The following is a 26428-nucleotide window of genomic DNA, read 5'->3' as shown; positions in this document are numbered from 1 at the left end:
CATGAACCCTGTAGGGGGTGCTTCCGGGTTTCGGGTGTGACAGGAGCCGGCCGGAAGGGCGTTATCCTTGAGCGTCCGCTTCCGTTTCGTCTGCGCCTGGAGTCCGAGTCGTGCGTATCGATCTGCACAGTCACTCCACGGCCTCCGACGGTACGGACACCCCGGCCGAGCTGGTGCGCAAGGCGCGGGCGACCGGGCTGGACGTCGTCGCGCTGACCGACCACGACACCACGCGCGGGCACGCCGAGGCGATCGCCGCGCTGCCGGAGGGGCTCACGCTGGTCACCGGTGCCGAGCTGTCCTGCCGGCTGGACGGTGTCAGCATGCACATGCTGGCCTATCTGTTCGACCCCGAGGAGCCCGATCTGCTCGCCGAGCGCGAGCTGGTCCGGGACGACCGGGTGCCGCGGGCCCGCGGGATGATGGCCAAGCTCAACGAACTGGGCGTGCCCGTGACCTGGGAGCAGGTCGCACGGATCGCCGGGGACGGTTCCGTGGGGCGGCCGCACGTGGCCACCGCCCTCGTCGAACTCGGCGTCGTACCGACCGTGAGCGACGCCTTCACCGAGCAGTGGCTCGCCGACGGCGGCCGCGCCTACGTGGAGAAGCACGAGACCGACCCCTTCGAGGCGATCCGGCTGATCAAGGGGGCCGGCGGCGTCGCCGTCTTCGCCCACCCCGCCGCCGTCAAGCGCGGCCGGACCGTACCGGAGTCCGCCATCGCCGAGCTGGCCGCCGCCGGGCTCGACGGTATCGAGGTCGACCACATGGAGCACGACCCGGCGACCAGGGCGCGGCTGCGCGGCCTGGCGAAGGAGCTGGGGCTCCTCACCACCGGGTCCTCGGACTACCACGGCAGCCGCAAGACCTGCGTACTCGGCGAGTACACGACCGACCCCGAGGTGTACGGGGAGATCACACGACGGGCCACCGGAGCGTTTCCCGTCCCGGGGGCCGGCGGAGCCCGCTAGCTCGCCCTCTCGTCGTACGGCACCCGGCGGCTGCCGGCTGTGCCCCACCGTTCCGCCTCGCGGAACGCTTGCCCACACGAGTTGTCAGTGGGCTGCCCTCTTTCTTTCGCTTTTCACTCTCGCAAGGCACCCCTGTGTTCGATCTCGCCGTCTTCGGCTCCCTTTTCCTCACTCTCTTTGTGATCATGGATCCCCCTGGGATCACCCCGATCTTCCTCGGGCTCACCGCCGGGCGGCCCGCCCGGACGCAGAAGCGGATGGCGTTCCAGGCCGTTTGCGTGGCCGGGGGCGTCATCACCGTCTTCGGGCTGCTGGGGCACCAGATCCTGGACTATCTGCATGTGTCCGTGCCGGCGCTGATGATCGCGGGTGGGCTGCTGCTTCTGTTGATCGCGCTGGATCTGCTGACCGGCAAGACGGACGAGCCGAAGCAGACCAAGGACGTGAACGTCGCGCTCGTGCCGCTGGGGATGCCGTTGCTGGCCGGCCCCGGTGCGATCGTGTCGGTGATCCTGGCCGTGCAGAAGGCGGACGGTGTGGCCGGTCACGTGTCCGTGTGGGCCGCGATCCTGGCGATCCATGTGGTGCTGTGGCTGACGATGCGGTACTCGCTGCTGATCATCCGGGTCATCAAGGACGGTGGCGTGGTGCTGGTGACCCGGCTCGCGGGCATGATGCTCTCCGCGATCGCCGTGCAGCAGATCATCAACGGCGTCACTCAGGTCGTGCGGGGCGGTTGAGGCGTATCGCCGGTCGGTCCGCGCCGCAGAGTCAGCAGAGCCCCGGACGGCATCGGTGCCGTACGGGGCTCTGAAGTGTGAACGACCCGCGTATTACGAGGCGGTCGCGTCGGCCGGGCGGATCCAGAGGCGCTGCCCGATGGCGGCGGCCTGCTGCACGATCCGGTTGACGGAGGCGGCGTCCACGACGGTGCTGTCCACGGGCGTGCCGTTGACGTCGTCGAGTCGCAGAATTTCGAAGCGCATGGGCTTCTCCCTTCGTCTGGTCATCCTCCTGAGGAGAACTACTGATGGTGGTTCGCGGGTCGTCGGTGCCCGTGTTCCATGAGGAGTCAACGGCATGCACGCTACAAACATTCCCTACGCTAAGGAAAATTTTCGAGAACCTAATTACTGACTGGTAAGCGGTAGGGGAGTATGTCTACCTGGAGGCGGGAAGACTGATTGGGACCGGTTGTGTTCGTAGCGTGACCACCGGGACAATGGAAGTATATGAACGACGACCTCACGGCGCTCGGCGGCCGCATCGACCGTACGAACGAGCTGCTGCACCGCATGCTCGCCGAGGTGGCGAAGACGCCCTCGACGCACGCGATCTTCGTCGATGCCGGGTATCTGTACGCGGCCGTGGGACGGCTCGTCGCGGGCACCGAGGACCGCCGCTCCTTCGACCTCGACGCCGAAGGCCTCATCGACGCGCTGATCGACAAGGCGCGCACGATCTTCGCGGACAGCCGGCTGCTGCGGGTCTACTGGTACGACGGGGCGCGCCGCCGCATCCATACGGCGGAACAGCAGTCGATCGCCGAACTGCCGGACGTCAAGGTGCGGCTGGGCAACCTCAACGCCAACAACCAGCAGAAGGGCGTCGACTCCCTCATCCGCACCGACCTGGAGTCACTGGCCCGGCATCGCGCGATCAGTGACGCGGCCCTCATCGGCGGTGACGAGGACCTGGTGTCGGCGGTCGAGGCTGCGCAGGGATACGGGGCCCGGGTCCACCTCTGGGGCATCGAGGCACCCGAGGGCCGCAACCAGGCCGATCCGCTGCTCTGGGAGGTCGACAGTCAGCGGACCTTCGACCTCGACTTCTTCAAGCCGTATGTGTCACGGCGGGCCGCTCCCTCCTACGAAGCCGCCACCGGCGCCCGGCCCACCCGCGAGGACGTCCGCTTCGTCGGCGCCCAGATCGCCGCGAAGTGGCTCGGCTCCCGTGGCCGGGAGAGCCTCCAGGAGCTTCTCCACGGCCACCCGTACCTCCCCGGCTCCGTCGACCAGGACCTGCTCGTCGAGGCGGAGGGGCTGCTCCAGTACTCGCTGCGGGGGCAGGCGGACCTGAGACGGGCACTGCGGGACGGGTTCTGGGAACATTTGCGGGCGCAGTACTAGGGGTTTGGCCACACCGCGGTTCAGCGGGCGATCCGGTCCCAGAAGCCGATCAGGGCGTCCGCCGTCGCCTTCGGCTGGTCCGTGTTGGGGGAGTGCTCGGCGTCGCGGATGATCGTGCGGTGCGCGTGCAGGCGTACGGCCATGTCGTCGAGGATCGGGATCGGCCAGGTGTCGTCGCGTTCGCCGGACAGGACGTGCTTGGGCAGGGTCACGGCGGCGAGTTCGGCGACGCGGTCGGGCTCCGCGCAGAGCTGGCGGCCCGTGGCGATGAGTTGGGCGGGGCTCGTGGCGAGCCAGCGGCGGCGCAGTTCGGCGCGGTCGTCCAGCCCCTCGTCGAGGGCGCCTGTCTGGGTCTCCTCCGGCTCCGGCGCCTCCATCGCCTGGATGGCGTCCCACACCTGCTGCATGTCCATCACGGCCAGGGCGTCCCGCAACAGCTTCACGCGCTGCTGCTGGCCGACCGAGATCTGGGCGGGGCCCGAGGACATCAGCGTGAGTGAGGCGAAGGGGGAGGCGTCCAGCAGGAGGGCGGCGCGGGAGATCTGGCCGCCGAGGGAGTGGCCCACGAGGTGCACGGGGCTGCCGTCGCTCACGGTCTCCGCCTGAGCGAGGAGGTCCCGCGCCAACTCCACCTGCGCGTACGGCGCTTCGTCGTCCACGTCACCCGGGCTCTCGTACTGCCCGCGTCCGTCCACCGCGACCGTCCGGTACCCCGCCTCCGCCAACGGCTCATGAAGTCCGATGAAGTCCTCTTTGCTCCCGGTGAACCCCGGCACCAGCAGCACGGTCCCCTTGACCGCCGTCCCCGCCTCGATCACCGCGAACTCCCCACGAGGGGTGCGCAGAAGGTGTGCACGGGCGCCGGGGGGAGGGGTGAAGGTCGAGGGACGGCTCATGGGGCGAGGGTATCGGGAGGACGGTTCCGGCGGACGGCCCGGGCTTTTAAGGGGCGCGGGGAACTGCGCGATCAACCACAACAAGCCCGCACCCGCCAACGCACAGAGCCCCCCGAGTTAGGAGGCGCTCAAGGGGGTCGAAGGGGCACAGCCCCTGGGATGGGACGGGTAGGGGCGGAGGGGGCGAAGAAACCCCTGGGAACGCCGAAGGCCCGACCCCCGAAAGGGGACCGGGCCTTCACTCGCCTGAATCGGCTCAGCCCTCCGTGGGCTCCACGGCGGCCACAGCCTTCCGCGTCCGACGACGCGGCGCCGGAGCCTCGCCCGTCTCCGCGGCGGCAGCCGGAACCGCGGCCTTCCGCGTCCGACGCGGCTTCGTGGCCTGCTCCTCCGTCGGCTGGGCCGGAACCGCGGCCTCGACCGTCGCAGCCGTCTTGCGCGTGCGGCGGCGCGGCTTCGTGGCCTCGACCGTGTCGACGGCGGCCTCGGCGGCGTCCGTCGCCTCGACGACGGCCTCCGCGGCCTTGCGCGTACGGCGACGGGGCTTGGCCGGAGCCTCGTCCGCCGACTCGGCGGTCACGGCTTCCGGAGCCTCCACCACGGCGACCGCGGCCTTGCGGGTGCGGCGGCGCGGCTTGGCCGGAGCCTCGTCCGCCGACTCGGCTTCGGTCGTGCCCTCGGCCGTGTCGAGCGCGGCTTCGGCGGTGGGCGCGGCCTCGACCACGGCCTCCGCCGCCTTGCGGGTCCGGCGGCGCGGCTTCGGCGCGGCATCCTCGGCGACAGCGTCCTCGAGCACGCTCTCGACCGCCTCCGCGGCCTTGCGAGTCCGACGGCGCGGCTTCGACGCGGTCTCCTCGGCGGCGGTCTCCTCGACCACGGCCTCGGCGGGTGCGGCAGCCTTGCGGGTGCGGCGGCGCGGCTTGGCAGGGGCCTCGGCGGCCGGCTCCGTGTCGGTCGTGCCCTCGGCCGTGTCGAGCGCGGCTTCGGCGGTGGGCGCGGCCTCGACCACGGCCTCCGCGGCCTTGCGCGTGCGGCGGCGGCGCGGCTCGGCGGCCTCCTCGACGGCCTCGGCCGACTCGGTGGGCGTGGCCGCGACGGTCTCGACCACGGCCTCGGCCCGCTCGGCGGGCGTGCTCTCGGCCGTCTCGACCGCGGCTTCCGCAGCGGGGGTCACCCCGGCGCGGGTCCGGCGGCGACGGCGTGGCGTACGGGGCTCGGACTCGGCGGAGTCGGTGACCGGCGGCTGCGCGGCCTCCGAGGGCTCTGTGACCGAGGTGGGCGCGGTGGCCTCCGGGGAGACCCCGTCGACGGTTTCGCCACCGCGCATACGGCGGCGGCGACGCGGCGCACGCGCCGGGCGCTCACGCTCGCGCTCGGCGGGCGCCGGGGCGGCGGAACGGCCGCCACGACCGCGCGGACCGCGCCCGCCCGTCTCACCGAGGTCTTCCAGTTCCTCCGCCCCGAGCCCGGCGCGCGTGCGCTCCGAGCGCGGCAGGACACCCTTGGTGCCCGCGGGGATGCTCAGTTCCTCGAAGAGGTGCGGGGAGGTGGAGTACGTCTCCGGCGGGTCGTTGAACCCCAGGTCCAGCGCCTTGTTGATGAGCTGCCAGCGCGGGATGTCGTCCCAGTCGACGAGAGTGATCGCGATGCCCTTGGCACCCGCGCGGCCCGTACGGCCGATGCGGTGCAGGTACGTCTTCTCGTCCTCGGGGGACTGGTAGTTGATGACGTGGGTGACACCCTCGACGTCGATACCGCGCGCGGCGACGTCGGTGCAGACGAGGACGTCCACCTTGCCGTTGCGGAAGGCGCGCAGAGCTTGCTCGCGCGCTCCCTGGCCGAGGTCGCCGTGGACCGCGCCGGAGGCGAAGCCGCGCTGCTGGAGCTGGTCGGCCAGATCGGCCGCCGTCCGCTTCGTACGGCAGAAGACCATCACGAGACCGCGGCCCTCGGCCTGCAGTATGCGCGCGACCAGCTCGGGCTTGTCCATGTTGTGCGCGCGGTAGATGTGCTGCTTCGTGTTCGCGACCGTCTTGCCCGCGTCGTCCGGCGCCGTGGCGCTGATGTGCGTGGGCTGCGACATGTAGCGGCGCGCGAGGCCGATGACCGCGCCCGGCATGGTGGCCGAGAACAGCATCGTCTGGCGGCGGGCCGGCAGCATGTTGATGATCTTCTCGACGTCGGGCAGGAAGCCCAGGTCGAGCATCTCGTCGGCCTCGTCCAGGACGAGCGCCTTGATGTGCTTGAGGTTGAGCTTCTTCTGGCCCGCGAGGTCCAGAAGACGGCCCGGGGTGCCGACGATCACGTCGACGCCCTTCTTGAGGGCCTCGACCTGAGGCTCGTAGGCCCGGCCGCCGTAGATGGCGAGAACGCGTACGTTACGGACCTTGCCCGCGGTCAGCAGGTCGTTGGTGACCTGTGTGCACAGCTCGCGCGTGGGGACGACGACGAGCGCCTGCGGAGCGTCGGTGAGGGCCTCGGGCTCGGCGCGGCCGGCCTCGACGTCGGCGGGGACGACGACGCGCTCGAGGAGCGGGAGGCCGAAGCCGAGCGTCTTGCCGGTGCCGGTCTTGGCCTGGCCGATGACGTCGGTGCCGGTGAGGGCGACCGGGAGCGTCATCTCCTGGATGGGGAAGGGGTTGATGATGCCGACGGCCTCCAGGGCCTCGGCCGTCTCGGGAAAGATTCCGAGATCTCGAAAAGTCGTAGTCAGGGTGCTGCCTCTTCTGTGTACGCGGTGTGAGGCGAGCGCGGGGGTCGTGTCGGACCGTGCGGGGGACGTCGGCCGCCTCACGGGCGGGCCGTGTGGCACGGGACCACTGCCGACGCTCTAGCGCTCATACCGCTGAGGGGTTCCCTCCGGACGCCGTACGCAGAGTGCCGTACGGAACAAGGAGGGCTGTCGGGTCGGAGCCGATCGGGCCACCGACCGGGCATCCTCATGCGTGCGGCCTGTCGAGATACCGTCGAGCTACGTCGACGTACCAGCAGGCGCATTACCACCATACCCCGGAATCGCGCATATGCGATGGCCGATTTGGTCACGTAGTCGTCGTCACACTGAATGACCATGCCCTTCCGCCTTGCGGGGAGCGGGCTATTGTGCGCTTCATGACCACGTCTGACAAGCCTGAGAACGCCGGCGGCACCGAGTCCGCCGACACCGCCGACACCGCCGGGGTCACCGGGATCGCCGCCCAGGACTGGGCCCGGGCCTCCGCCGACCCGCAGTACCGCGCCGCGGTCGTGGACCTGCTCGGAGCGCTGGCGTACGGAGAGATGGCGGCGTTCGAGCGGCTCGCGGAGGACGCGAAACTGGCGCCGACCCTCGCCGACAAGGCGGAGCTGGCGAAGATGGCGGCGGCCGAGTTCCACCACTTCGAGAGGCTCCGGGACCGGCTCACCGAGGTCGGTGAGGAGCCGACACGCGCCATGGAGCCCTTCGTCGACGCGCTCGACGGCTTCCACAAGCAGACCGCCCCGTCGGACTGGCTGGAGGGGCTCGTCAAGGCGTACGTCGGCGACTCGATCGCCAGTGACTTCTACCGGGAGGTCGCGGCGCACCTCGACTCGGACACGCGCGGGCTGGTGCTCGCCGTGCTCGACGACACCGGGCACGCCGGGTTCGCCGTGGAGAAGGTGCGGGCGGCGATCGACGCGGACCCGCGCGTGGGCGGGCGACTGGCGCTGTGGGCACGGCGGTTGATGGGGGAGGCGCTGTCGCAGTCGCAGCGGGTCGTCGCCGACCGGGATGCCCTGTCCACCATGTTGGTGGGGGGTGTCGCCGACGGCTTCGATCTGGCCGAGGTGGGGCGGATGTTCTCGCGGATCACCGAGGCGCACACGAAGCGGATGGCTGCGCTGGGCCTCGCGGCCTGAGCGGGGGCGCCTAGTCGCCGTGGGGTGACCTGTCGTCTGGCGGGTGCGGGTTTCGTCGTGGCTGGTCGCGCAGTTCCCCGCGCCCCTTGATGGGGCTTCGCCCCTGATCAAGGGGCGCGGCCTTTCCTACGCCGTCGCTGAGCTGCTGCGTCGAAAGCGTTCCGTCGGGCGCAGGAGCAGGGACAGGGAGGCGGCGGCGACGATCAGGGCGCCGGTGAGGATCACCAGGTAGTTCGCGGCGCCCAGTGCCGTGTGGGTGAGGAAGGCGCCGAAGAGGGCGCCGGCCGTGCCGGTCGGGAGGACCAGGGTGCGGGGCGGCAGGCGGTGCGGGAGCCGGTAGGCGGCGGTGCTGGCGAGGGCGAGCCCCAGGATCGCGGATCCGAGCGCTTCCAAGAACATGATCGGGTTCCCTCCCGCACGGCCTGGCCTGGGCAAATCGGTCGTAGCCGGTACTACCCGCGAGCCGTGGAACGCAATCATTCTCAGCGGACCAGATGTGATGACTCTGTGCGGTTCGGGTCATGGGGACCATGAGAGGCGGGCGTACGGAGGGGCCCGGTGGTTTCACGCCACCGGGCCCCTCCGTACACCTCTTGTGCCTCTTGACTACAGCGCGCTGAAGCCCACCTTGCGGACGGCCGACTCGCCGATGTCGACGTAGGCGAGACGGTCGGCCGGGATCAGGACCTTGCGGCCGTGCTCGTCCGTGAGGCTCAGCAGCGCCGACTTGCCGGTCAGCGCCTCGGCAACGGCACGCTCGACCTCCTCGGCACTCTGACCGCTCTCCAGAACGATCTCGCGGGGCGCGTGCTGCACGCCGATCTTGACCTCCACGGCTATGTCCCTCCGACGGTCAGTGAAATGCGCGGGCTTCCGCGCCGTACGCAGCACACATTAGCCCGGTGAGGGGACGTACATGTTCCGCGCGAGAACGCCAGGAGCGAACAGAGCGCGGGAACAAAACCCCGGACCAGGGCCGCATCGCGGTCATCGGTCCGGGGTTGTGCGCGCTCAGTGGTGGTCGATGCCGTGCAGGGGGAAGCCGGCGATGCCGCGCCAGGCCAGCGAGGCCAGCAGCTGGACCGCCTCCTCGCGCGGGACGCTGCGGTCGCTGTGCAGCCAGGAGCGCGCCACCACCTGGGCGAGGCCGCCCAGGCCCGAGGCGAGGAGCATCGATTCCGCGCGCGACAGGCCGGTGTCCTCGGCGATGACGTCGCGGATGGCTTCGGCGCACTCGTTGGTGACCTTGTCGACGCGCTCGCGCACGGCGGGCTCGTTCGTCAGGTCGGACTCGAAGACCAGCCGGAAGGCGCCGCCCTCGTCCTCGACGTACGCGAAGTAGGCGTCGATGGTGGCCCGGACGCGCTGCTTGTTGTCGGTCGTCGACGCGAGTGCGCCGCGTACGGCCTGGATCAGGGACTCGCAGTGCTGGTCCAGCAGGGCCAGGTAGAGGTCGAGCTTGCCGGGGAAGTGCTGGTAGAGCACCGGCTTGCTGACTCCGGCGCGTTCGGCGATGTCGTCCATCGCGGCCGAGTGGTACCCCTGGGCCACGAAGACTTCCTGGGCGGCGCCCAGCAACTGGTTACGTCGGGCTCGGCGCGGCAGGCGCGTGCCCCGCGGGCGCGCCGCCTCTGTCTGCTCGATGGCTGTCACGCCGCCTCCCAAAATCGTCCACATGCGGTGAGAGCCGCGCCGCCATCGTACTTTTCGGTAACCCGGGTGTGCGCGGTGCGAGCGCAGAATTTCACGGACCGGACGCCGGGGAAAGTGCCGCGGACCACGTCAAACGGGGGCAGGGCGGGCAGAAGGAAGCCCTTTCTCATGACCGATCGTCGCCTTTTGCCTCACCGGTCGTCGTCCCTGGTGAAAGTCGGGTTACCGGTAGTCGTCCTCGTCGATCGAGACGACGCGGGCCTGTTCCGCCAGGTCGGCCTCGTTGGCGGCGTCCCGGTTGGCGTCGGTCAGCGGCTCGTCCCGGTCCGGGGCGACGTCCGTGCGTTGCTCGGCGGCATCGGCCTCGGGGGCCTCGACGTCGTCGATCTCCACGGATTCCTCCTCGACGAAGGTGTCGGGATCGCTCGGGTCAACGGCCATCGTGGGTTCCCCTTCCTGGTGGTGGCCCTTGGTGCCGCCGGAACGTCCCTGAGGGCGGCAGGGGCCACATACGGGTGCCCTGTCTACGAGCCTAGGAGACAGCCGATCGTGGCGCTATGCGGTCCGGCGTGATCCGGCGGTGGCCGGTCCGCATTCCGGTACCCCGTGACAAGTGGCCGATATATGGCGCGATCTGTGACGGCGAACACATGAGCCACTGCGTGATCGTCTCGTAACATTGCCGCATGTCTTCGACCGAGCTGCCGTCCCTCCTGACCGCCACCGCGTCGCCGAAGGCGAGTGCCGTGCGTGTGGCGCCCGGCGAACGGCTGAGGTCGGTCCGGCTGCCGGGGATCACCCTGTCGGTGCGGTCGAGACCGCCGGCGCGCGAGGGACTGCCGCCCGCCCTGTTCGTGCACGGCCTGGGCGGTTCCTCGCAGAACTGGTCCGCGCTGATGCCGCTGCTCGACGGACTCGTGGCCGGCGAGGCACTCGATCTCCCCGGTTTCGGCGACTCGCCACCGCCGGACGACGGCAACTACTCCGTCACGGGACACGCGCGCGCGGTCATCCGTTACCTCGACTCCACCGGGCGCGGCCCCGTGCACCTCTTCGGCAACTCGCTCGGCGGCGCGATCACCACCCGCGTCGCCGCCCTGCGCCCCGACCTCGTCCGCACCCTGACCCTCGTGTCGCCCGCCCTGCCGGAGCTCCTGGTGCAGCGGACCGCCGTGCCCACCGCGATGCTCGCGCTGCCGGGCATGTCGGCGCTCTTCACCCGCTTCACCAAGGGCTGGAGCGCCGAGCAGCGCGTACGGGGCGTCACCGCGCTCTGCTACGGCGACCCCGGCCGCGTCACGGAGGAAGGCTTCCGCAACGCCGTGGAGGAGATGGAGCGGCGCCTCCGACTGCCGTACATGTGGGACGCGTTGACGCGGTCCGCCCGCGGGCTCGTGGACGCGTACACCCTGGGCGGGCAGCACTCGCTCTGGCGTCAGGCCGAGCGCGTCCTCGCCCCGACGCTCCTCGTCTACGGCCGCCGCGACCAGCTCGTCGGCTACCGCATGGCCCAGCGCGCCGTCCGTACCTTCCGTGACTCCCGCCTCGTCTCCCTGCCGGACGCGGGGCATGTGGCGATGATGGAGTACCCGGAGGCGGTCGCCTCGGCGTTCCGTGAACTGCTCGCGGACACGGGCAGGTCGAGCGGCGGGGCGGGTTCGGCGCCGCCCGGTTCGGGGTCGGCGGATTGGGAGTCGGGTGCGGATGCGCATTCGGCTTCGGTGCGTTCGGCTTCGGCTTCCGTGGGTTCCGTCTCGGCCTCGGTGGGTTCGGCTTCGGCTTCCGTCCGTGTGTCGCGTGAGGGCGGCCCGGTGCGCGGACGCGGTTCGGCTGCCGCCGACGGTGACGAATCGGCCGCGGACGGGCCTCCGACGGGCTCGCCCGGCGGGGGGAGCTGAGGCGCGGCGTGGGACGGCACAGCCGCAAGGGGCGGGCGCCGAAAGGCGACACAAGCGACATAAGGGAAACCCGGACGGCGACGTCCGCCGGGTCGGACGACCGCGGCTCGGCGGCGCCGCGAGCTTCGGGGGCCCAGGGGACTCCGGAGGGTCCGGGCGGGGGTGGGTCGGCGCCTTGGGACGCCAGGGGCGCACCGGCTCCGGCGACGGCGGCAGGAGCGCAGTCGCCGGGAGGACCTCCGCTGCCCCGCAGGTACGACGGGACTCCGGGCCGGGGGGTGCCGCGGGTCACCGGCGGTGCGCCTGGGCAAGGGGGCCCGCGTTCTCCTGACGGCACGCCGGCGCGCGGTTTTCCGCGTCTTCCTGATGGCACCCCGGCGCACGGCGTGCCCCGTTTCGCCGACGGCACGCCGGCGCACGGTTTCCCTGGCCTTCCTGACGGTACGCCGGCTCACGGGATGCCGCGTCTTCCCGACGGCACGCCCGCGCACGGCTTCCCCGGGCTTCCCGACGGCACCCCGGCCCGTGGTTTCCCCCCGAGTCGTGGTGGTCACCCGGAGCAGCGTGAAGGGGGCGGGGGCTGGGGGCAATTGGGTGGTGGTGGGCGGCAGACGGGTGCCGGACACGGCGTGGCGCACGGGGCTCCTATGGGGGCCCCGTATCGTGGGCCGGGCGAGGCGGCATCCCCCGGCGCCCCGCACGGCGTGCCTCCCGAGCGGTCCGGCCGCCGTATCCCCATTCCCCGGCAGCGGCAGGAGACCATGCCTCCCGGTGGCCCCCGCCAGGCCTATCTGGACGCCTTCGACGAGGTCGACGACGTCTTGGCACCCGGTCGGACACACCGTCTCGCGCCGGATGCCGATGCCGACGGCCAGGTCGAGGTGGCCCTCGAAGAGAAGCCGTTGCGGGGGCAGGTACCGCGAGAGACGGCGCCGCAGGAGAAGCCGCTGCGTGACGAGCCCGAGCTCGCGGAGACGGCGAAGGGCGGCAAGGGGCGGGCGTTCGCCGGGATCGCCGCCGCCGCGGTCACCACCGTGCTGGCGGTCGTCGTGGGCGGCCAGGTGGCCGGCGGGCAGGACGGCACCGCCACACAGCCGCAGGCCGCCGACGCCGGTGAGCGTGATGTGCGCGACGCCTCGCGCAGCGACAGCCGGCCCACCCAGTCCGGTCGGCCGAGCCCCAGTCCGAGCGCGACCCCGCTGTCGTACGACGAGAAGATGGGCACGAAGTACACGCTCGCCGCGGACCTCGCGGGGAACGGGAAGTTCGAGGCGGTCAGGGGCTTCGACAAGGCGCCGGGGACGGGTCGGAAATACCGCTACCGGGTCGATGTCGAGAAGGGACTCGGGCTGGACGCGGGGCTGTTCGCCGAGGCCGTGCAGAAGACCCTGAACGACGACCGGAGCTGGGCCCACAGCGGTGGCCGTACGTTCGAGCGGATCTCCTCCGGGACACCCGACTTCGTGATCACGCTGGCCAGTCCGGGCACCACCGCGATCTGGTGTGCCAAGTCGGGACTCGACACCACTGTGGACAACGTGTCCTGTGATTCGGCCGCCACGGAGCGCGTGATGATCAACGCGTACCGCTGGGCCCAGGGCTCGAAGACATACGGCGATCAGATCCACGCGTACCGGCAGATGCTGATCAACCACGAGATCGGCCACCGCCTCGGCAACCGCCATGTGACCTGCGACAAGGACGGCGAACTCGCGCCCGTCATGCAGCAGCAGAGCAAGTTCCTCACCTACGACGGGATCACGTGCAAGGCCAATCCCTGGCCGTTCCCCGGGAGTTGACGGGACTCTGCCCAGCGATCTGACGGGGCGTAGTCGATTGATCCCTTAGCGCGAGAAAACGTGTTCCGCTAGGGAAAGTTACGACCGTTCACCCCTTTTGGTGGTGCGATGGACAACCGTCCGTCGCACCACCGCCTTGTCCGCATACGTTCGTCCCGCTGCGGGCCGCCGGGTGAACGGCGGCTCCCCAAACGGGAGATCGGGGGTGCACACGTGCGCATCGGACTGCTTACGGAGGGTGGCTATCCGTATGTGAGCGGTGACGCCAGGCTCTGGTGCGACCGACTCGTACGTGGGCTGGAGCGACACGAGTTCGACATCTACGCGCTCAGCCGGACCGAGCGGCAGGAGGACGAGGGTTGGATCCCGCTGCCGCCGCAGGTCAGCCGGGTCCGTACGGCACCGCTGTGGACGGCCGAGGACGACGGGGTCGTCCATGGCCGCCGGGCCCGACGGCGCTTCGCGGAGGCATACGGCGAACTGGCGGCGGCCGTGTGTTCTGGGGGAGTCGGGGGGGTGGCCGGTGTCGCCGGGTTGCTCGGCGGGGCGGGGGCATCCGGGGCCGGTGGGACCGGAGGGGCGAACGGGGACGACGGTGCCGGGGAGGCTTCCGAGGGTGGTTCCGACGCTGAGGCGGACCGTTTCGGCAACGCGCTGTACGGGCTTGCCGAACTCGCCCGTGACGAGGGCGGACTGGTGGGCGCGCTGCGCTCGGAGGCCGCCGTGCGCACGCTTGAGCGCGCTTGTCGGGCGCCGGGCGCACTGCGAGGGGCGCGCGAGGCTCGCGTACCGGATCTGCTGACGGTCGCCTCGCACCTCGAACGCGCCCTGCGCCCTCTGTCACTCGACTGGTACGAGGACGACGGGCTCGGCTCGGTCGACCTGTGCCACGCGGCGGCGGGTGGCTCGGCCGCCCTGCCCGGGCTGCTGGCCCGTCACTTCCATGGGGTGCCGCTGCTGGTCACCGAGTACGGCGTGCCGCTGCGGGCGCACTACCTCGGGGCCTCGGGAGAGGCGCCGGTGCGCGCCCTGCTCGCGGCCTTCCACCGCCGGCTGACCGCCGAGGTCTACCGGCAGGCCGCCTGCCTCACCCCCGGCAACACCCACGCCCGGCGCTGGCAGGAGCGCTGCGGCGCCGACCGCGCCAGGATCCGGACGGTCTACCCCGGCATGGACGCCGCCCGCTTCGCGGACGTGGGCGAGTCGCCGGAGTGCGCGGATCCACACACGCTGGTGTGGGTCGGCCGCATCGAACCCGCCAAGGACCTGATCTCCCTGCTGCACGCCTTCGCCGACGTCCGTCGGGCCGAGCCCAAGGCCCGGCTCAGGATCGTCGGAGCGGCCACGGGTACCGAGGCGGCCGCCTATCTGGGCCACTGCAAGGCCCTGGCCGCACAGCTCTTCCCCGACGAGGCGGAGGGCGTCCACGCGGTCGGCGACAACCCCGTCTCCTTCGAGGAGATCGGCGATCCGGCCGTCCCCGACCTGGCCGAGGCGTATGCGGCGGGTGCCGTGGTCGTCTTGTCGAGCGTCGTCGAAGGGTTCCCCATCAGCCTGGTCGAGGCCATGTTCTGTGCCCGGCCGACGGTCTCCACCGATGTGGGCGCGGTCGTCGAGGTCATCGGCGGCACCGGGCTCGTCGTCCCACCGCGCAATCCGCGAGCGCTCGCCGAAGCGTGCGTGGCGTTGCTGCGCGAACCCGAGCGCCGTGCGCGCCTGGGCGCGGCCGCCCGCGCCCGCGCCCTCGAACTCTTCACCGTCGAGCAGAACGTCGCGGCATTTCGTGGCATCTACCTGGAGGTCGTCTCCCACGCCCCGGTACGCAAGGTCGTCCTCGACGACACCGGCGAACCACTGCCCTTCGGAGCCCCGGCCGAGGCCCATGTGCCCGGCCGCTGGACCGAGCCCCGGCTGGTGGCGGGGGGCCTGGGAGTGGCTGGGGTTGCCGGCGTGGCAGGGGGCGCGGGTATCGGCGGGCTTGTCGCCGGTCGGCCGCGTTGGGCTGCCGGCACGCCTGTGCGGGCGACGACGCCTGCCCGGGCCACGGCATCGGTGCCGGTCACGACGTCAGGACCGCCTTCGACGTCGGTCGAGGCTCCGGTGTCGGCTTCGGCTTCGGCGCCGGTCCGGCCTGCGGGGACGTCTCCGGGCGGGGCGGCCGGGGAGCCGGTCACTGCGAGGGAGGGGGCGCGATGAGCGAGTTGAAAGTGGAGGGGTTGGACCGTTCGGACGGGTTGGGCCGTTTGGCCGGGCCGGGCCGTTCGGACGGGCTGGGCGGTGTGGATGGGTTGGGCGGTGTGGATGGGTACCGCTCGGACAGGCTGGACGGGATGGACCTGGACCGTTCGGACAGGCTGGGCGGGGCGAACGGGGCGGGTGCGTCGCGCGAGCCGGGTGAATTGAGCGGGTCGGGTGGGCTGAGCGGGCCGGTTGTGCTGAGCGAGCCCGGTGCGTCGCGCGAGCCGGGTGCACCGAGCAGGCCGGATGGGCTGAGCAGGCCGGGTGCGTCGGACAGGCTGCGTGGGCTGAGTGAGCCGGGGCAGCGGGAGCTGTCGGGTGGCATCGACGCCCAGACCTCGCCCATGTCGCCACCGGGGGCCACAGAGTCGCCGGGCCTTCCCGGCCCTCGGGACGGACTGGTGTCGCCGGACCCGCTGGTGCCAGGGAGCGTCACCGCCCCGCCCGACCCCATGGCCATCCCCTGGCCGGTCGACGACGGTCACGTCGCGGCCACCCCCACACCCGCCCCCCGACGCGGTGCCGTCGACCCGGTCAAGGCCCTGATGCACCGGCACCGGGAACTCTGCGAGCGGGCGGTCGACCCGTTGGCGATCGCCGCCGGGCTGGAGGCGCACGGCGTGACCGACCGCACGGCGGCCCGCTTCCGGCACCGGGACGTGTTCTCGCTGGCCGAGGAAATGTACGCACGCGTGTCGCGTGACGGGGAGGAATCCACGGAGCGCGAGCCGGTGCCGAGTACGTCCGGCGCACGCGGCGGATGGGCCGTGCTCGCCCTGCTGCCGGGCGCCCTGTGCGCGGCAGCTGTGACGGGAGTACGGCTCACCGACGGCCAACCCCGCCTCATGGCAACCGTCCTCGGCGCCGTCGCGGTGGCGCTCGGCCTGTGCGTGGCCCTCGGTCGGGGCCCGCTGCGCACCCCATCGGGCACCACGAGCCGTACCCGCGTCTGGACCTGCTGGCTGATCGCGTACGCCCTCCTCGGCGACGGCCTCCTCGCCGCCGGCCTCGACGGCGGACCCCACGGGCTCTGGCCCCTGGCCACCGCGCCCGTACTCGCGCTCGCCCTGGCGTGCGCCCCCGCCACCTGGTGCGCCCACCTCCTCTCCGTACACGCCCGCCGCAAACTCGCCGCCAGCCGAGGCCTCGCGGAGTTCGCCGACTCCGTGAAGCCCCTGCTCCTCGGCGTGTTCGCGCTCCACCTCGGCGCCCTGGTCGCCCTGCTCGCGCTGTGCGGCGCGATCCTGGACGAGCCCGCCGGCTACGCCGGAGCCGGCGCCCTCGGCGCACTCCTGCTGCTCGCCCGCCTACTCACCGCGCACGGCTTCACCCACACCCCGGTTGTCGCCCTCCGCACGGCCGCCCTGATCGAGGCCATCGCGTTGGCCACGGTCTTCGCGAGCCGTCTGCCCGGCTGCACCTTCCTGGCCACCCCCGTCGAGACCGTCGCGTACGCCTGGGGACCCGGCGCCGTCCCGGCCCTCGTGTGTGGCGCAGCCGCGCTCGTCCTGCTTGTCCATGTCATCCGCACGCTGACCCGGGCCTCGGCCCACGCCCTGCCCTCCGGGGAGACCTGACCCGTCTCGGCCTTCGCCACAGCGGCCGCACACCGCTGTGGGAAACCCGAGCCCGACCGATACGTGGGACCTCGCTCCCGCGCATCTCCCCCGCGGGGCCGACACCGCGGGCCCACCTCATCACCCACGGCACCACCCCATAAGGAGAACGCCAGATGATCACCTCCCGAACCGGAGAGCCCGCCCCGGGAGTCGCCCGATGAGGGTCCTGCTGATCGGAGCCAACGGATATCTCGGCCGCTTCGTCGCCGAACGCCTGCTCGCCGACCCGGCCGTACAGCTCACCGCACTCGGCCGAGGCGACGACGCCGACGTACGGTTCGACCTCGCCACCGGCAGCCCCGGCGCGCTCACCCGCTTCCTGGACGCCGTCCACCCCGGAGTCGTCGTCAACTGCGCCGGAGCGACTCGCGGCGGAGCCCGCGAACTCACCCGGCACAACACCGTCGCCGTCGCCACCGTCTGCGAGGCCCTGCGCCGCAGCGGCTGCGGGGCGCGCCTGGTGCAGATCGGTTGCGGCGCCGAGTACGGTCCCAGCCAGCCGGGCTCCTCGACCGCCGAGGACGCCGTGCCCCGCCCCGGCGGCCCGTACGGGGTGAGCAAGCTCGCCGCCACCGAACTCGTCCTCGGCTCCGGACTGGACGCGGTGGTCCTGCGCGTCTTCTCGCCCGCCGGACCAGGCACCCCCGCCGGCTCCCCGCTCGGCCGCCTCGCCGAGGCCATGCGCCGCGCCATGCAGTCCGGCGACGGCGAGCTCAAACTCGCCGGCCTCGGCGTCCAGCGCGACTTCGTCGACGTACGCGATGTCGCCCGCGCCGTCCACGCCGCCTCGCTCTCCGCCGCCCAGGGCGTGATCAACATCGGCTCGGGCCGTGCCGTGCGCCTCCGCGACGCGGCGGCCGTCCTCGCCCGCGTGGCCGGCTACGGCGGCGCCCTCCACGAACTCGACGCCCCGCCCGGCCCCCTCAGGCCCACCATCGGTCACCCCCGCCCCGAACCGGACCACGTCGCCCCCGTCTCCTATCCCTACCCGGACGGCTGCGGCAGCTGGCAGCAGGCTGATGTACGCACCGCCCGTGACCGGCTCGGCTGGCGGCCACGGATCAACCTCGAGGAGTCCCTCGCCGACATCTGGATGGAGGCGGCATGCCGTATCTGACCCCCGCCCCGTCCGGCATCGCGAGCACCGGCTTAAGCCACGGCTTCGGCATCCCCGGCTATGCCCACCCCCTCGTCGCTCCCTTGGAATGGAGCGAACTCACCCGCCCCGGCACCCCGCTGCACTGGGTCGTCCTGAATGTCTCCGACGGCCCCGGCGCCCGCCCCGACCCCCACTGCCTGGGCGCCGCCGGGCGGCTGCGGAACGCGGGCGTCCGGGTCCTCGGCCACCTGGACGTGACATACGGGGCGCGCACCCTCGCCGAAACCGCCTCCGACGCACGCCGCTATCTCGACTGGTACCAGGTCGACGGCTTCCTCCTGGACCGCTGCCCCACCGAGCGCAGCGCCCTTCCCGAGATCCAGCGCACGGTCACCGTGCTCCGCGCGCTTCTCGGGGGCGGCCATATCGTCCTCGGCCACGGCGCCCACCCGTATCCCGGATATGCCGAGAGCGCCGACCAGTTGGTGACCTTCTCCGGGCCCTGGAGCGACTACCGCTGGTCGCAGGTGGCCGAGTGGACCGCCGACCATCCGCCCGAGCGCTTCTGCCACTTCGTCCACGGTGTGCCGCGCGGCCACCTCGACGAGGCGCTGCGCATCGCCCGCTGGCAGGGCGCCGCCACGTTCTACTTCACCGACCGTACGGACCGCGCCGGCTGGAGCGACCCCTGGGAGACGCTGCCCGGCTACTGGGACGACATCGTCTCGCTGGTTGGAACGGGTGTCTCGGAATGAAAAAGGGCGTGGCAGTGTTACGGGGAGAACAACTGTAGTGATTGACCGACCAACGGAGTCCCCGTGTCGCTGCCACCCCTGGTCGAGCCCGCTTCCGAGCTCACCGTAGACGAGGTCCGCAGGTACTCCCGCCACCTGATCATTCCCGACGTGGGGATGGACGGGCAGAAGCGGCTGAAGAACGCCAAGGTGCTCTGTGTGGGCGCCGGCGGCCTGGGCTCGCCGGCGCTGATGTACCTGGCCGCGGCGGGCGTCGGGACGCTCGGCATCGTGGAGTTCGACGAGGTCGACGAGTCGAACCTGCAGCGCCAGATCATCCACAGCCAGGCCGACATCGGCCGCTCCAAGGCCGAGTCCGCCCGCGACTCCGTCCTCGGCATCAACCCGTACGTGAACGTGATCCTCCACGAAGAGCGGCTCGAGGCCGAGAACGTGATGGACATCTTCCGCCAGTACGACCTGATCGTCGACGGCACGGACAACTTCGCGACCCGCTACCTGGTCAACGACGCGGCCGTGCTGCTGAACAAGCCGTACGTCTGGGGCTCGATCTACCGCTTCGACGGCCAGGCCTCCGTCTTCTGGTCCGAGCACGGCCCCTGCTACCGCTGCCTCTACCCGGAGCCCCCGCCCCCGGGCATGGTCCCCTCCTGCGCCGAGGGCGGTGTCCTCGGTGTGCTGTGCGCGTCCATCGGTTCCATCCAGGTCACCGAAGCCATCAAGCTCCTCACCGGTACGGGAGAGCCCCTGGTCGGCCGCCTGATGATCTACGACGCCCTGGAGATGCAGTACCGCCAGGTCAAGGTCCGCAAGGACCCGAACTGCGCGGTCTGCGGCGAGAACCCGACCGTCACCGAGCTCATCGACTACGAGGCCTTCTGCGGCGTCGTCTCCGAAGAGGCCCAGGAGGCGGCCGCCGGCTCGACGATCACTCCCAAGCAGCTCAAGGAGTGGATCGACGACGGCGAGAACATCGAGATCATCGACGTCCGAGAGATCAATGAGTACGAGATCGTCTCCATCCCGGGCGCCAAGCTGATCCCGAAGAACGAGTTCCTCATGGGCACCGCCCTGGAGGCCCTCCCGCAGGACAAGAAGATCGTCTTGCACTGCAAGACGGGTGTCCGCAGTGCGGAAGTCCTCGCGGTGCTGAAGTCGGCGGGCTTCGCCGACGCGGTCCACGTCGGAGGCGGCGTCATCGGCTGGGTCAACCAGATCGAGCCGGACAAGCCGGTCTACTAGAGACAGGCCTTCGTCCACTGGACACAGACCTTCCCGGAAGGGGCTCGGCACCGCGGGTGCCGAGCCCCTCTCGGCTGCCGGGCCGCCTAGGTGCAGACCTTGTCGTCCTTCGGCACCGTCCCGTCCAGTAGATACGAGTTCACCGTCGAGTCGACACAGTCGCTGCCGCTGCCGTACGCCCCATGGCCCTCGCCCTCCCAGGTGAGCACCACACCGACGCCCTCGCCCAGCTCCTCGGCCATCTTCTGCGCGCCTTCGTAAGGCGTCGCCGGGTCCCCGGTGTTGCCCACCACGAGGACGGGCTCCGCACCCGGTGCGCTGACCTCCGGTGAGTCCGTCAGGCCGGCCACCGGCCAGTCGTGGCACCAGCCCGCCGTGTCCCAGCCCAGGAACTCGCCGAAGACGGGCGAGATCTCCCGGAATTCGGGCAGCAGCTTCTTCGTCTCCTCCCGCGTCGGCCGCTGTTTCTGGTCCAGGCACGATATGACCCGTTGGGAGTGGGTCGTCGTGCCGTAGCGCCCCGAGGGGTCGCGCTCGTTGTAGCCGTCGGCGAGCGCCAGCAGTTCGGTGCCGTCGCCGTCCTCGGCCGCTTCGAGCGCGCTGGTGAGAGTGGGCCAGCTCTGTTCGCTGTAGAGCGGCAGGACGATACCGGTGGTCGCCAGAGTCTGGGTGAGCTCGCGGCCGGACGTCGTCGCCAGCGGCTCGGCGTCGATCCGCTCCAGCAGGTCCTCGATCTTCCGCGTGCCCTCTTCCGGGTCCTGGCCCGTGGACTTGAGGTAGTTGTCGAGAGCGCGCTGGAAGCCCACAGTCTGGTTTTTCGCGTGGCCCACCGTGTCGGCGGTCGGGTCGACCACGGCATCGAGGACCAGGCGTCCCACGTTCTTCGGGAACAGATGGGCGTAGACACCACCCAGTTCGGTGCCGTACGAGATGCCGAAGTAGTGCATCTTCTGGTCGCCGAGGACCTGGCGCATGAGATCCATGTCGCGGGCGGTCTCGGCGGTCGAGACGTGTGACAGCAGCTTGCCCGCTTCCTTCTCGCAGCCCGCCCCGAAGTCGGCCGCGTCCTTGAAGAAGGCGGTCTCCTCGGCCGTGTCGTCGGGGGTGGCGTCCACCGACTCGCCCGCCTGGATCTCCTTGTCGCTGCGACAGCGCACGCCCTCGCTCTCTGCGACCCCGCGCGGGTCCCAGCTCACCAGGTCGTACCGCTCGTGCAGTTCGCTGGTGAGCCCCGCGTACGAAGGCAGCATGGACACGCCGGAGCCGCCGGGCCCGCCGAAGTTGAACAGGAGTGAGCCGAGACGTTCGTCGTCGCCGGTCGCCTTGCTGCGGATCAGCGCGAGCCCGATCGTCCCGTCGTCAGGGTTCGTGTAGTCCAGCGGCACCTTCAGCGTCGCGCACTGCCAGTCGCCGCCCGGCGCCGGTCCCTCCGATGTCGCTTTGCAGCGCCCCCAGTCGAGCTTCTGGGACGCCAGTGAAGACGCCGAGGCCTTCCCATCGCCCGCCTCGTCGTCGCCGCCACTACAGCCGGCGATCAGCAGCACGGCCGCGGCCAGTGCCGCCCCCCGTGGAAATCGCGTCATGCGCACTTCCCCCCTCTCGCGATACCGTCCACCGGATGTCCCGAATGGCAGTCATGCCATGGTATGCGGACTGCCGTGAACGTCGAGATCGCCTGTGGATAACGCGCTGACCTGTGTGTTTACGAGCAGACCGTACCGGCTTTGGGTACCTTCCCCGTCAGCAGGTAGCCGTCCACGGCCGTCCGCACGCACGCATTTCCGCTGGCGTACGCACCGTGTCCCTGGCCCTTGTACGTCAGCTCGACACCGACTGCCGCCCCGAGCGCCTCCACCATCTTCCGTGCGCCCGCGTACGGCGTGGCCGGGTCGCCCGTGTTGCCGATCACGAGGATCGGCGCCGATCCCGGGGCGCGTACGTCGGGATGGTCGGCTGCGCCGTCGACGGCCCAGCCGGTGCAGCTGAGCATGGACCAGGCCAGCCATTCGCCGAAGACGGGTGAGGCCGCCCGGAAGTCGGCCAGCTTCGCCTCCACGTCCTCGCTGGTGTAGCGGGGTTTGTCGTCCGCGCAGTTGATGGAGATGTTCGCCGCCGTGAGGTTGCTGTACTCGCCGTTCTCGTTGCGCCCGTTCAGCGAGTCGGACAGCAGCATCAACAGACGGCCGTCCCCGTCGAACGCCTGCTCGAGGCCCGTCGTCAGATACGGCCAGAGGTCCTGGGAGTACAGGGCCTGGGCGATACCGGTCCTCGCCTCCGACTCGGTCAGGTCGCGGGGGAAGGCTCCGGTGATCGGCTTGCTGTCGAGGTCGCCGAGCAGCTTGGTGATCCGGTCCTCGACGTCCTGCTCGGTGTCGCCTACCGGGCAGTCCTCCGTCTTCGACACACAGTCCCGGGCGTAGTTGTCGAGCGCCAGCTGGAAGCCCTTGGCCTGTCCGAGCGAGCCCTGCTCCGCTGTCTGCGTCGGGTCGACGACCGCGTCGAACACGGCCCGTCCGACGTTCTCGGGGAACAGGTGGGCGTAGACGCCGCCGAGTTCGGTGCCGTAGGAGAAGCCGAAGTAGTGGAGCCTGTCGTCGCCGAGGACCTGGCGCATGAGGTCCATGTCACGGGCCGCATCCGTGGTGCGGACGTGCGGGAGGGCCTTGCCGGAGTTCTTCTCGCAGGCGGAGTTGAACGTCTTCGTGTTGTCGAGGTACTCCGTCCGCTCGGACGCGTCGTCCGGGGTCGCGTCCTGCTGGAAGTACTCGTCGAGTTCCTCGTCGTCCTCGCACTCGACACCCGCGCTCCGGCCGACGCCACGCGGGTCGAAACTCACCAGGTCGTAGCGGGTGCGCAGATTCGCGTAGTCCTCGCCGAACGAGGGGAGCGTCTTGACGCCCGAGAGGCCGGGGCCGCCGAAGTTGAAGACGAGCGAGCCGATGCGTCGGCTCTTGGCGCCGCTGGACTCGGCCCGGATCAGCGCGAGGGGGATCGTGTCGCCGTCTGGCTCATCCCAGTCGAGGGGGACCTTCATGGTCGCGCACTGCCAGACCTCGCCGTCCGCCAGCGGAGAAGGCGCGACGCCGCCGCCCTGGGACTCGGACGGTGCCTCGCAGGTCTCCCAGCTCAGCTTCTGGGCCGTCAGGTCCTCGTCGTCGCCCTTGGCCTCGTCGCCGCAGCCCGCCGCCGACAGGGACAGCAGGACGGCGATGGCGGTCACGGCGACGGCGCGCGTCCAGGGCGAGGTGGGCATGCACCCATCCTGGAACGGGCCGCATCGGCCCGCTCGGGGCGCGAGCCGTGCGGGTGAAAGGAAGGCATGCCTTCGCGCGCGCGTGTACCCGTTGCAGGGGGACGTTGCTTCACGCACGCGTGCACCCGCGTGTGATCGGAACGGGAGCCCACGCGCGCGTGGGCTCCTCTAGAGGGCTCCCTTTCGTGACAACTGATTGAAGGCCAGCCATCCCGGCAGCACGGGCAGCCACAGGGTCAGCAGTCGGAACAGCAGCACCGCGGGCGCGGCGACCTCCTTGGGGAGGCCGACGGCGATCAGACCGACCGTCAGAGTGGCCTCGACGGCGCCCACGCCGCCCGGGGTCGGCGCCGCGGACCCCAGCGCGTTGCCCGCGAGGAAGACGACGGCGACGCTGGCGATGCTGATCGAGACGTCCTCGTTGCCGAAGGCGCGGATCGAGGCGTCCAGGCACATCACGAAGCAGCCGGTGAGGAGCAGCATGCCGCCGATGCCGGTGACCAGTTTCTGCGGCCGCTGCAGCACGTCGAGCATGCGCGGCACGACTCCGGCGAAGAGCGACCGCACGCGCGTGACGACGAACTTGCGCAGGAACGGGATCGACGTCATCACCAGGACGAGCACCGCGACCGTCAACAGGCCCGCGATGACGGTGCGGGACGGCGACAGGGACGGCGTCTTCTCGGTGCCGGTCAGATAGCCGAACGCAAGCAGCATCAGGATGTGGCAGCCGAGCCCGAACAACTGCGAGGCACCGACACTCGCCACCGCGAGCCCCGGCCGCACCCCCGCACGCTGCAGGAAGCGTGTGTTGAGTGCCACACCGCCCACCGCGGCCGGCGCCACGATCTTCACGAACGAGCCGGCGACCTGCGCCGCGATCGTCCGCAGGAACGGCACCCGCTCCGGCACGAAGCCCAGCAGGCTCATCGCCGCCGCGACATAGCTCAGCGCGGAGAAGAACACGGCCGCTGCGACCCAGCCCCACTCGGCGTTCTCGATGAGCGGCCCGAACTCGATGTGCGTGAGCTGGGTCAGGAGGAAGTACGCGCCGATGGCGCCGGCGATGAGGCTGATCAGCGTGCGCGGCTTGACCCGCTCCAGGCGGGCCGGTTCGACCGGTGCCTGGGGCCTGATCAGCAGCACCTGGTGGCGGATCTGGGTGAGCAGGTCCTCCTCGCGGGCCTCCTCCAGGGCCTCGTCGATCGCCCGCTTCTCGGCCCGCTGCTCGGCCCGTACGGCCTTCTTGTCGGCCCTGCCGGGCTCGGTGGCCTCCTCGTGCGCCTCCGCGCGGGCCTGCTTCGCCAGCTGGGACGCCTCCAGGACCGCCTCGCGCTCGCGTTCCGCACGGTCACGGGCCAGTCGGCGCAGGGTCGCGCGCGTCGAGCGCGACAGCGCGATGGGCTGCAGCAGCGGCAGACAGTCGGCCACCGCGTCGGGGCCGAGCACGCTGACCGCCGACGCCACCGCGCGCTCGGCGCCCACCCGCAGACCCAGCGTCGTCAGCAACTGGGAGACGTCCATGCGCAGCACCAGGTCGCCGGCCGCGATCTCGCCGACCCGTAGATCGGTCAGGATCACTGTGCCGGAACGATCCACCAGAATCGCGTCGCCCACGAGCCTGCGGTGTGCGATGCGCCGTGACTGGAGTGCCTTCACCTGGTGCCAGGTGTCGGACATCAGCGCGTCGGTGACCTCGTCGTCCGCCAGGGAGTCCAGCGTCCGCCCGCCGGTGTGCTCGTAGACGAGCATCACGGCATCCGGCCCGAGTTCGGAGGTCGCGATCAACTTGGGCGCGTTGGCGCCGGCCGCGATGGCCGCGTACGCGAGGAGGGCCTCCTGCTCCAGCGCCTGGCGCAGCGACTGGAGGCTGCGGCGCGTGGTGATTCCACGTAGCGTCAACCGACGCCAGACCCGGTAGAAGAAGCCCTGCGCCTGTTGCTCCCGGTCGACCACGGTGACGTCCAGGGGTGGACCGTCCTCCAGCGTCACGTAGTACCGGCGGCCCCGGTCACCGCCCTCCGTCGTCTCGGGGATCTCCTCACGGGCCGCACTCACCGGCTTGAAGCCGACCCGCCTGAGGCCCGCCATCAGGGTCCGGCCGGTCGGACGCACGTTCGGCGAGCCGACCGCGTACAGCGTCCCGTAGGCGACGGTCCAGCCGATCAGCACCGTCAGGATGATCGAGAACGGTGTCGTGTAGCCGGTGACCAGCATCGAGAAGGCGTCCAGCAGCAGCACGATCCACAGCACGGCCCGCCAGCGCGGTCTGCGTGACATGCCGACGGCGGTCATGTACGCGATGACCGGCGCGAGATAGCCGTGCACGGGGTCGGTAAGGGCATGGATGTCGCCGGGGGAGGGCTGGGTGAGCGCCTCCTGGATCGAGTCCGGGGCGGCCCGGGCGACCCACAGGTCGGTCGCCAGCGTCACCCCGTGGGCCAGGACCGCCGCGAGCACGCCGTCGGCGATGCGCAGCCCGTCCCGCTTGATCAGCCGCTCGATCGCGAAGGCGACAGGCACCAGCAGGATCGCGATGCTCGACCCGAGGCCCGCGAGCTTGATCAGGAGATCGGGCGCCTGCCCCGTGCCCTTGCTGATGTCCTGTTCGAGCCCGGAGGTGGTGCCGTGGGCGAACGCGGCGATCGCCAGCAGGACGATGATCCCGAGGATGCCGACCGACAGCCGCATGAGGTCCGAGGGACGGTGCACGCGCGCGGGGAGCAGCGGTTCGTCGCCCTCCACCTCCTCGGCGTGGGCGTCCTCCAAGTCGTCCTCGTCCCGCTCGACCTGCGGTTTCTCGTTTTCGTACGTCTTGGGGGAGGCCTTTTCGGCCGGAGGCGGGGCGGCGCCGGAGTCCTTCTTCGAGACGTCTACGGCGCCTTTGTCGTCCCCGTCGGCGGCGTTCGGGCGCGACGAAGCGTCAGAGGTGCCCGCCGCGTCATCGGGGTGCACGCTCTGCTGCTTCATCGTCTCTTCTTGGTCTCGTATCACCAG

At 71.1% G+C, this 26428-nt stretch carries 21 protein-coding genes; 11 read left to right on the top strand and 10 right to left on the bottom strand.

The window, feature by feature from the left end; genetic code table 11:
* Positions 1-110: 110 nt before the first annotated feature.
* Complete coding sequence (locus tag JIX56_RS14785; protein ID WP_257540893.1) at positions 111-971, top strand: PHP domain-containing protein; 861 nt, start codon at positions 111-113, stop codon at positions 969-971.
* A 134-nt stretch (positions 972-1105) separates the two neighbouring features.
* Positions 1106-1711: a MarC family protein gene (locus tag JIX56_RS14780; protein ID WP_257540892.1), complete on the top strand. Its 606-nt coding sequence runs from the start codon at positions 1106-1108 to the stop codon at positions 1709-1711.
* A 93-nt stretch (positions 1712-1804) separates the two neighbouring features.
* Here JIX56_RS14780 and JIX56_RS14775 read toward each other — a convergent pair whose 3' ends face one another.
* Positions 1805-1957, bottom strand: coding sequence for a hypothetical protein (locus tag JIX56_RS14775; RefSeq protein WP_257540891.1), 153 nt, complete (start codon positions 1955-1957; stop codon positions 1805-1807).
* A gap of 246 nt (positions 1958-2203) precedes the next feature.
* On the opposite strand from JIX56_RS14775, the gene JIX56_RS14770 reads away from it, so the two are divergent.
* Positions 2204-3100, top strand: coding sequence for an NYN domain-containing protein (locus tag JIX56_RS14770; RefSeq protein ID WP_257540890.1), 897 nt, complete (start codon positions 2204-2206; stop codon positions 3098-3100).
* A 20-nt stretch (positions 3101-3120) separates the two neighbouring features.
* Here the strand turns inward: JIX56_RS14770 and JIX56_RS14765 are convergent, their stop codons facing one another.
* Positions 3121-3996 (bottom strand): alpha/beta fold hydrolase, encoded by an 876-nt coding sequence (locus JIX56_RS14765; RefSeq protein WP_257540889.1) that lies wholly within the window; start codon positions 3994-3996, stop codon positions 3121-3123.
* A 256-nt stretch (positions 3997-4252) separates the two neighbouring features.
* Entirely contained in the window at positions 4253-6616 is a 2364-nt protein-coding gene (locus JIX56_RS14760; protein WP_257540888.1) for a DEAD/DEAH box helicase, read from the bottom strand.
* 482 nt (positions 6617-7098) lie between these two features.
* Between JIX56_RS14760 and JIX56_RS14755 the strand changes: the two genes are divergently transcribed.
* Positions 7099-7875, top strand: coding sequence for a ferritin-like domain-containing protein (locus JIX56_RS14755; protein ID WP_257540887.1), 777 nt, complete (start codon positions 7099-7101; stop codon positions 7873-7875).
* A 126-nt stretch (positions 7876-8001) separates the two neighbouring features.
* On the opposite strand, the gene JIX56_RS14750 is transcribed toward JIX56_RS14755, so the two are convergent.
* From JIX56_RS14750 to JIX56_RS14735, 4 genes are all read right to left on the bottom strand, one after another.
* Entirely contained in the window at positions 8002-8274 is a 273-nt protein-coding gene (locus JIX56_RS14750; protein ID WP_257540886.1) for a hypothetical protein, read from the bottom strand.
* Positions 8275-8481: 207 nt separating this feature from the next.
* On the bottom strand, positions 8482-8709 hold the full coding sequence (locus JIX56_RS14745; RefSeq protein WP_005480533.1) for a DUF3107 domain-containing protein: 228 nt from the start codon (positions 8707-8709) through the stop codon (positions 8482-8484).
* Between the two features lie 177 nt (positions 8710-8886).
* Positions 8887-9528: a TetR/AcrR family transcriptional regulator gene (locus tag JIX56_RS14740; RefSeq protein ID WP_257540885.1), complete on the bottom strand. Its 642-nt coding sequence runs from the start codon at positions 9526-9528 to the stop codon at positions 8887-8889.
* A 222-nt stretch (positions 9529-9750) separates the two neighbouring features.
* Positions 9751-9969, bottom strand: a complete 219-nt coding sequence (locus tag JIX56_RS14735) for a hypothetical protein (RefSeq protein ID WP_257540884.1) — start codon at positions 9967-9969, stop codon at positions 9751-9753.
* 245 nt (positions 9970-10214) lie between these two features.
* On the opposite strand from JIX56_RS14735, the gene JIX56_RS14730 reads away from it, so the two are divergent.
* The 7 genes from JIX56_RS14730 to moeZ all read left to right on the top strand — a co-directional run bounded on the left by JIX56_RS14730 (position 10215) and on the right by moeZ (position 20178).
* A complete protein-coding gene (locus JIX56_RS14730; RefSeq protein WP_257540883.1) occupies positions 10215-11426 on the top strand; it encodes an alpha/beta fold hydrolase in 1212 nt (403 codons plus the stop codon).
* Between the two features lie 647 nt (positions 11427-12073).
* Positions 12074-13225 (top strand): DUF3152 domain-containing protein, encoded by a 1152-nt coding sequence (locus JIX56_RS48010; RefSeq protein WP_443031819.1) that lies wholly within the window; start codon positions 12074-12076, stop codon positions 13223-13225.
* 213 nt (positions 13226-13438) lie between these two features.
* On the top strand, positions 13439-15421 hold the full coding sequence (locus JIX56_RS14720; RefSeq protein WP_257540881.1) for a DUF3492 domain-containing protein: 1983 nt from the start codon (positions 13439-13441) through the stop codon (positions 15419-15421).
* A 443-nt stretch (positions 15422-15864) separates the two neighbouring features.
* Positions 15865-17040, top strand: coding sequence for a hypothetical protein (locus JIX56_RS14715; protein ID WP_443031818.1), 1176 nt, complete (start codon positions 15865-15867; stop codon positions 17038-17040).
* Between the two features lie 199 nt (positions 17041-17239).
* On the top strand, positions 17240-18199 hold the full coding sequence (locus JIX56_RS14710) for an NAD-dependent epimerase/dehydratase family protein (protein WP_257540880.1): 960 nt from the start codon (positions 17240-17242) through the stop codon (positions 18197-18199).
* The gene (locus JIX56_RS14705; RefSeq protein WP_257540879.1) at positions 18187-18936 is read left to right on the top strand and encodes a spherulation-specific family 4 protein; all 750 of its coding nucleotides are present in this window, start codon (positions 18187-18189) and stop codon (positions 18934-18936) included. Before JIX56_RS14710 ends, JIX56_RS14705 begins: the two co-directional genes overlap by 13 nt.
* A gap of 63 nt (positions 18937-18999) precedes the next feature.
* Positions 19000-20178 carry an adenylyltransferase/sulfurtransferase MoeZ gene (gene moeZ, locus JIX56_RS14700; protein WP_257540878.1) on the top strand — a complete coding sequence of 393 codons (1179 nt, stop codon included), beginning with the start codon at positions 19000-19002 and terminating at the stop codon, positions 20176-20178.
* An 86-nt stretch (positions 20179-20264) separates the two neighbouring features.
* On the opposite strand, the gene JIX56_RS14695 is transcribed toward moeZ, so the two are convergent.
* From JIX56_RS14695 to JIX56_RS14685, 3 genes are all read right to left on the bottom strand, one after another.
* On the bottom strand, positions 20265-21761 hold the full coding sequence (locus JIX56_RS14695; RefSeq protein ID WP_257540877.1) for an alpha/beta hydrolase: 1497 nt from the start codon (positions 21759-21761) through the stop codon (positions 20265-20267).
* A gap of 119 nt (positions 21762-21880) precedes the next feature.
* Positions 21881-23431, bottom strand: a complete 1551-nt coding sequence (locus tag JIX56_RS14690) for an alpha/beta hydrolase (protein ID WP_257540876.1) — start codon at positions 23429-23431, stop codon at positions 21881-21883.
* Positions 23432-23599: 168 nt separating this feature from the next.
* Entirely contained in the window at positions 23600-26401 is a 2802-nt protein-coding gene (locus JIX56_RS14685) for a lysylphosphatidylglycerol synthase domain-containing protein (protein ID WP_257540874.1), read from the bottom strand.
* Positions 26402-26428 lie beyond the last annotated feature (27 nt).

The organism is Streptomyces sp. CA-210063 (assembly GCF_024612015.1).
Taxonomy (GTDB): Bacteria; Actinomycetota; Actinomycetes; order Streptomycetales; family Streptomycetaceae; genus Streptomyces.
This window is presented reverse-complemented; position numbering and strand designations above follow the sequence as displayed.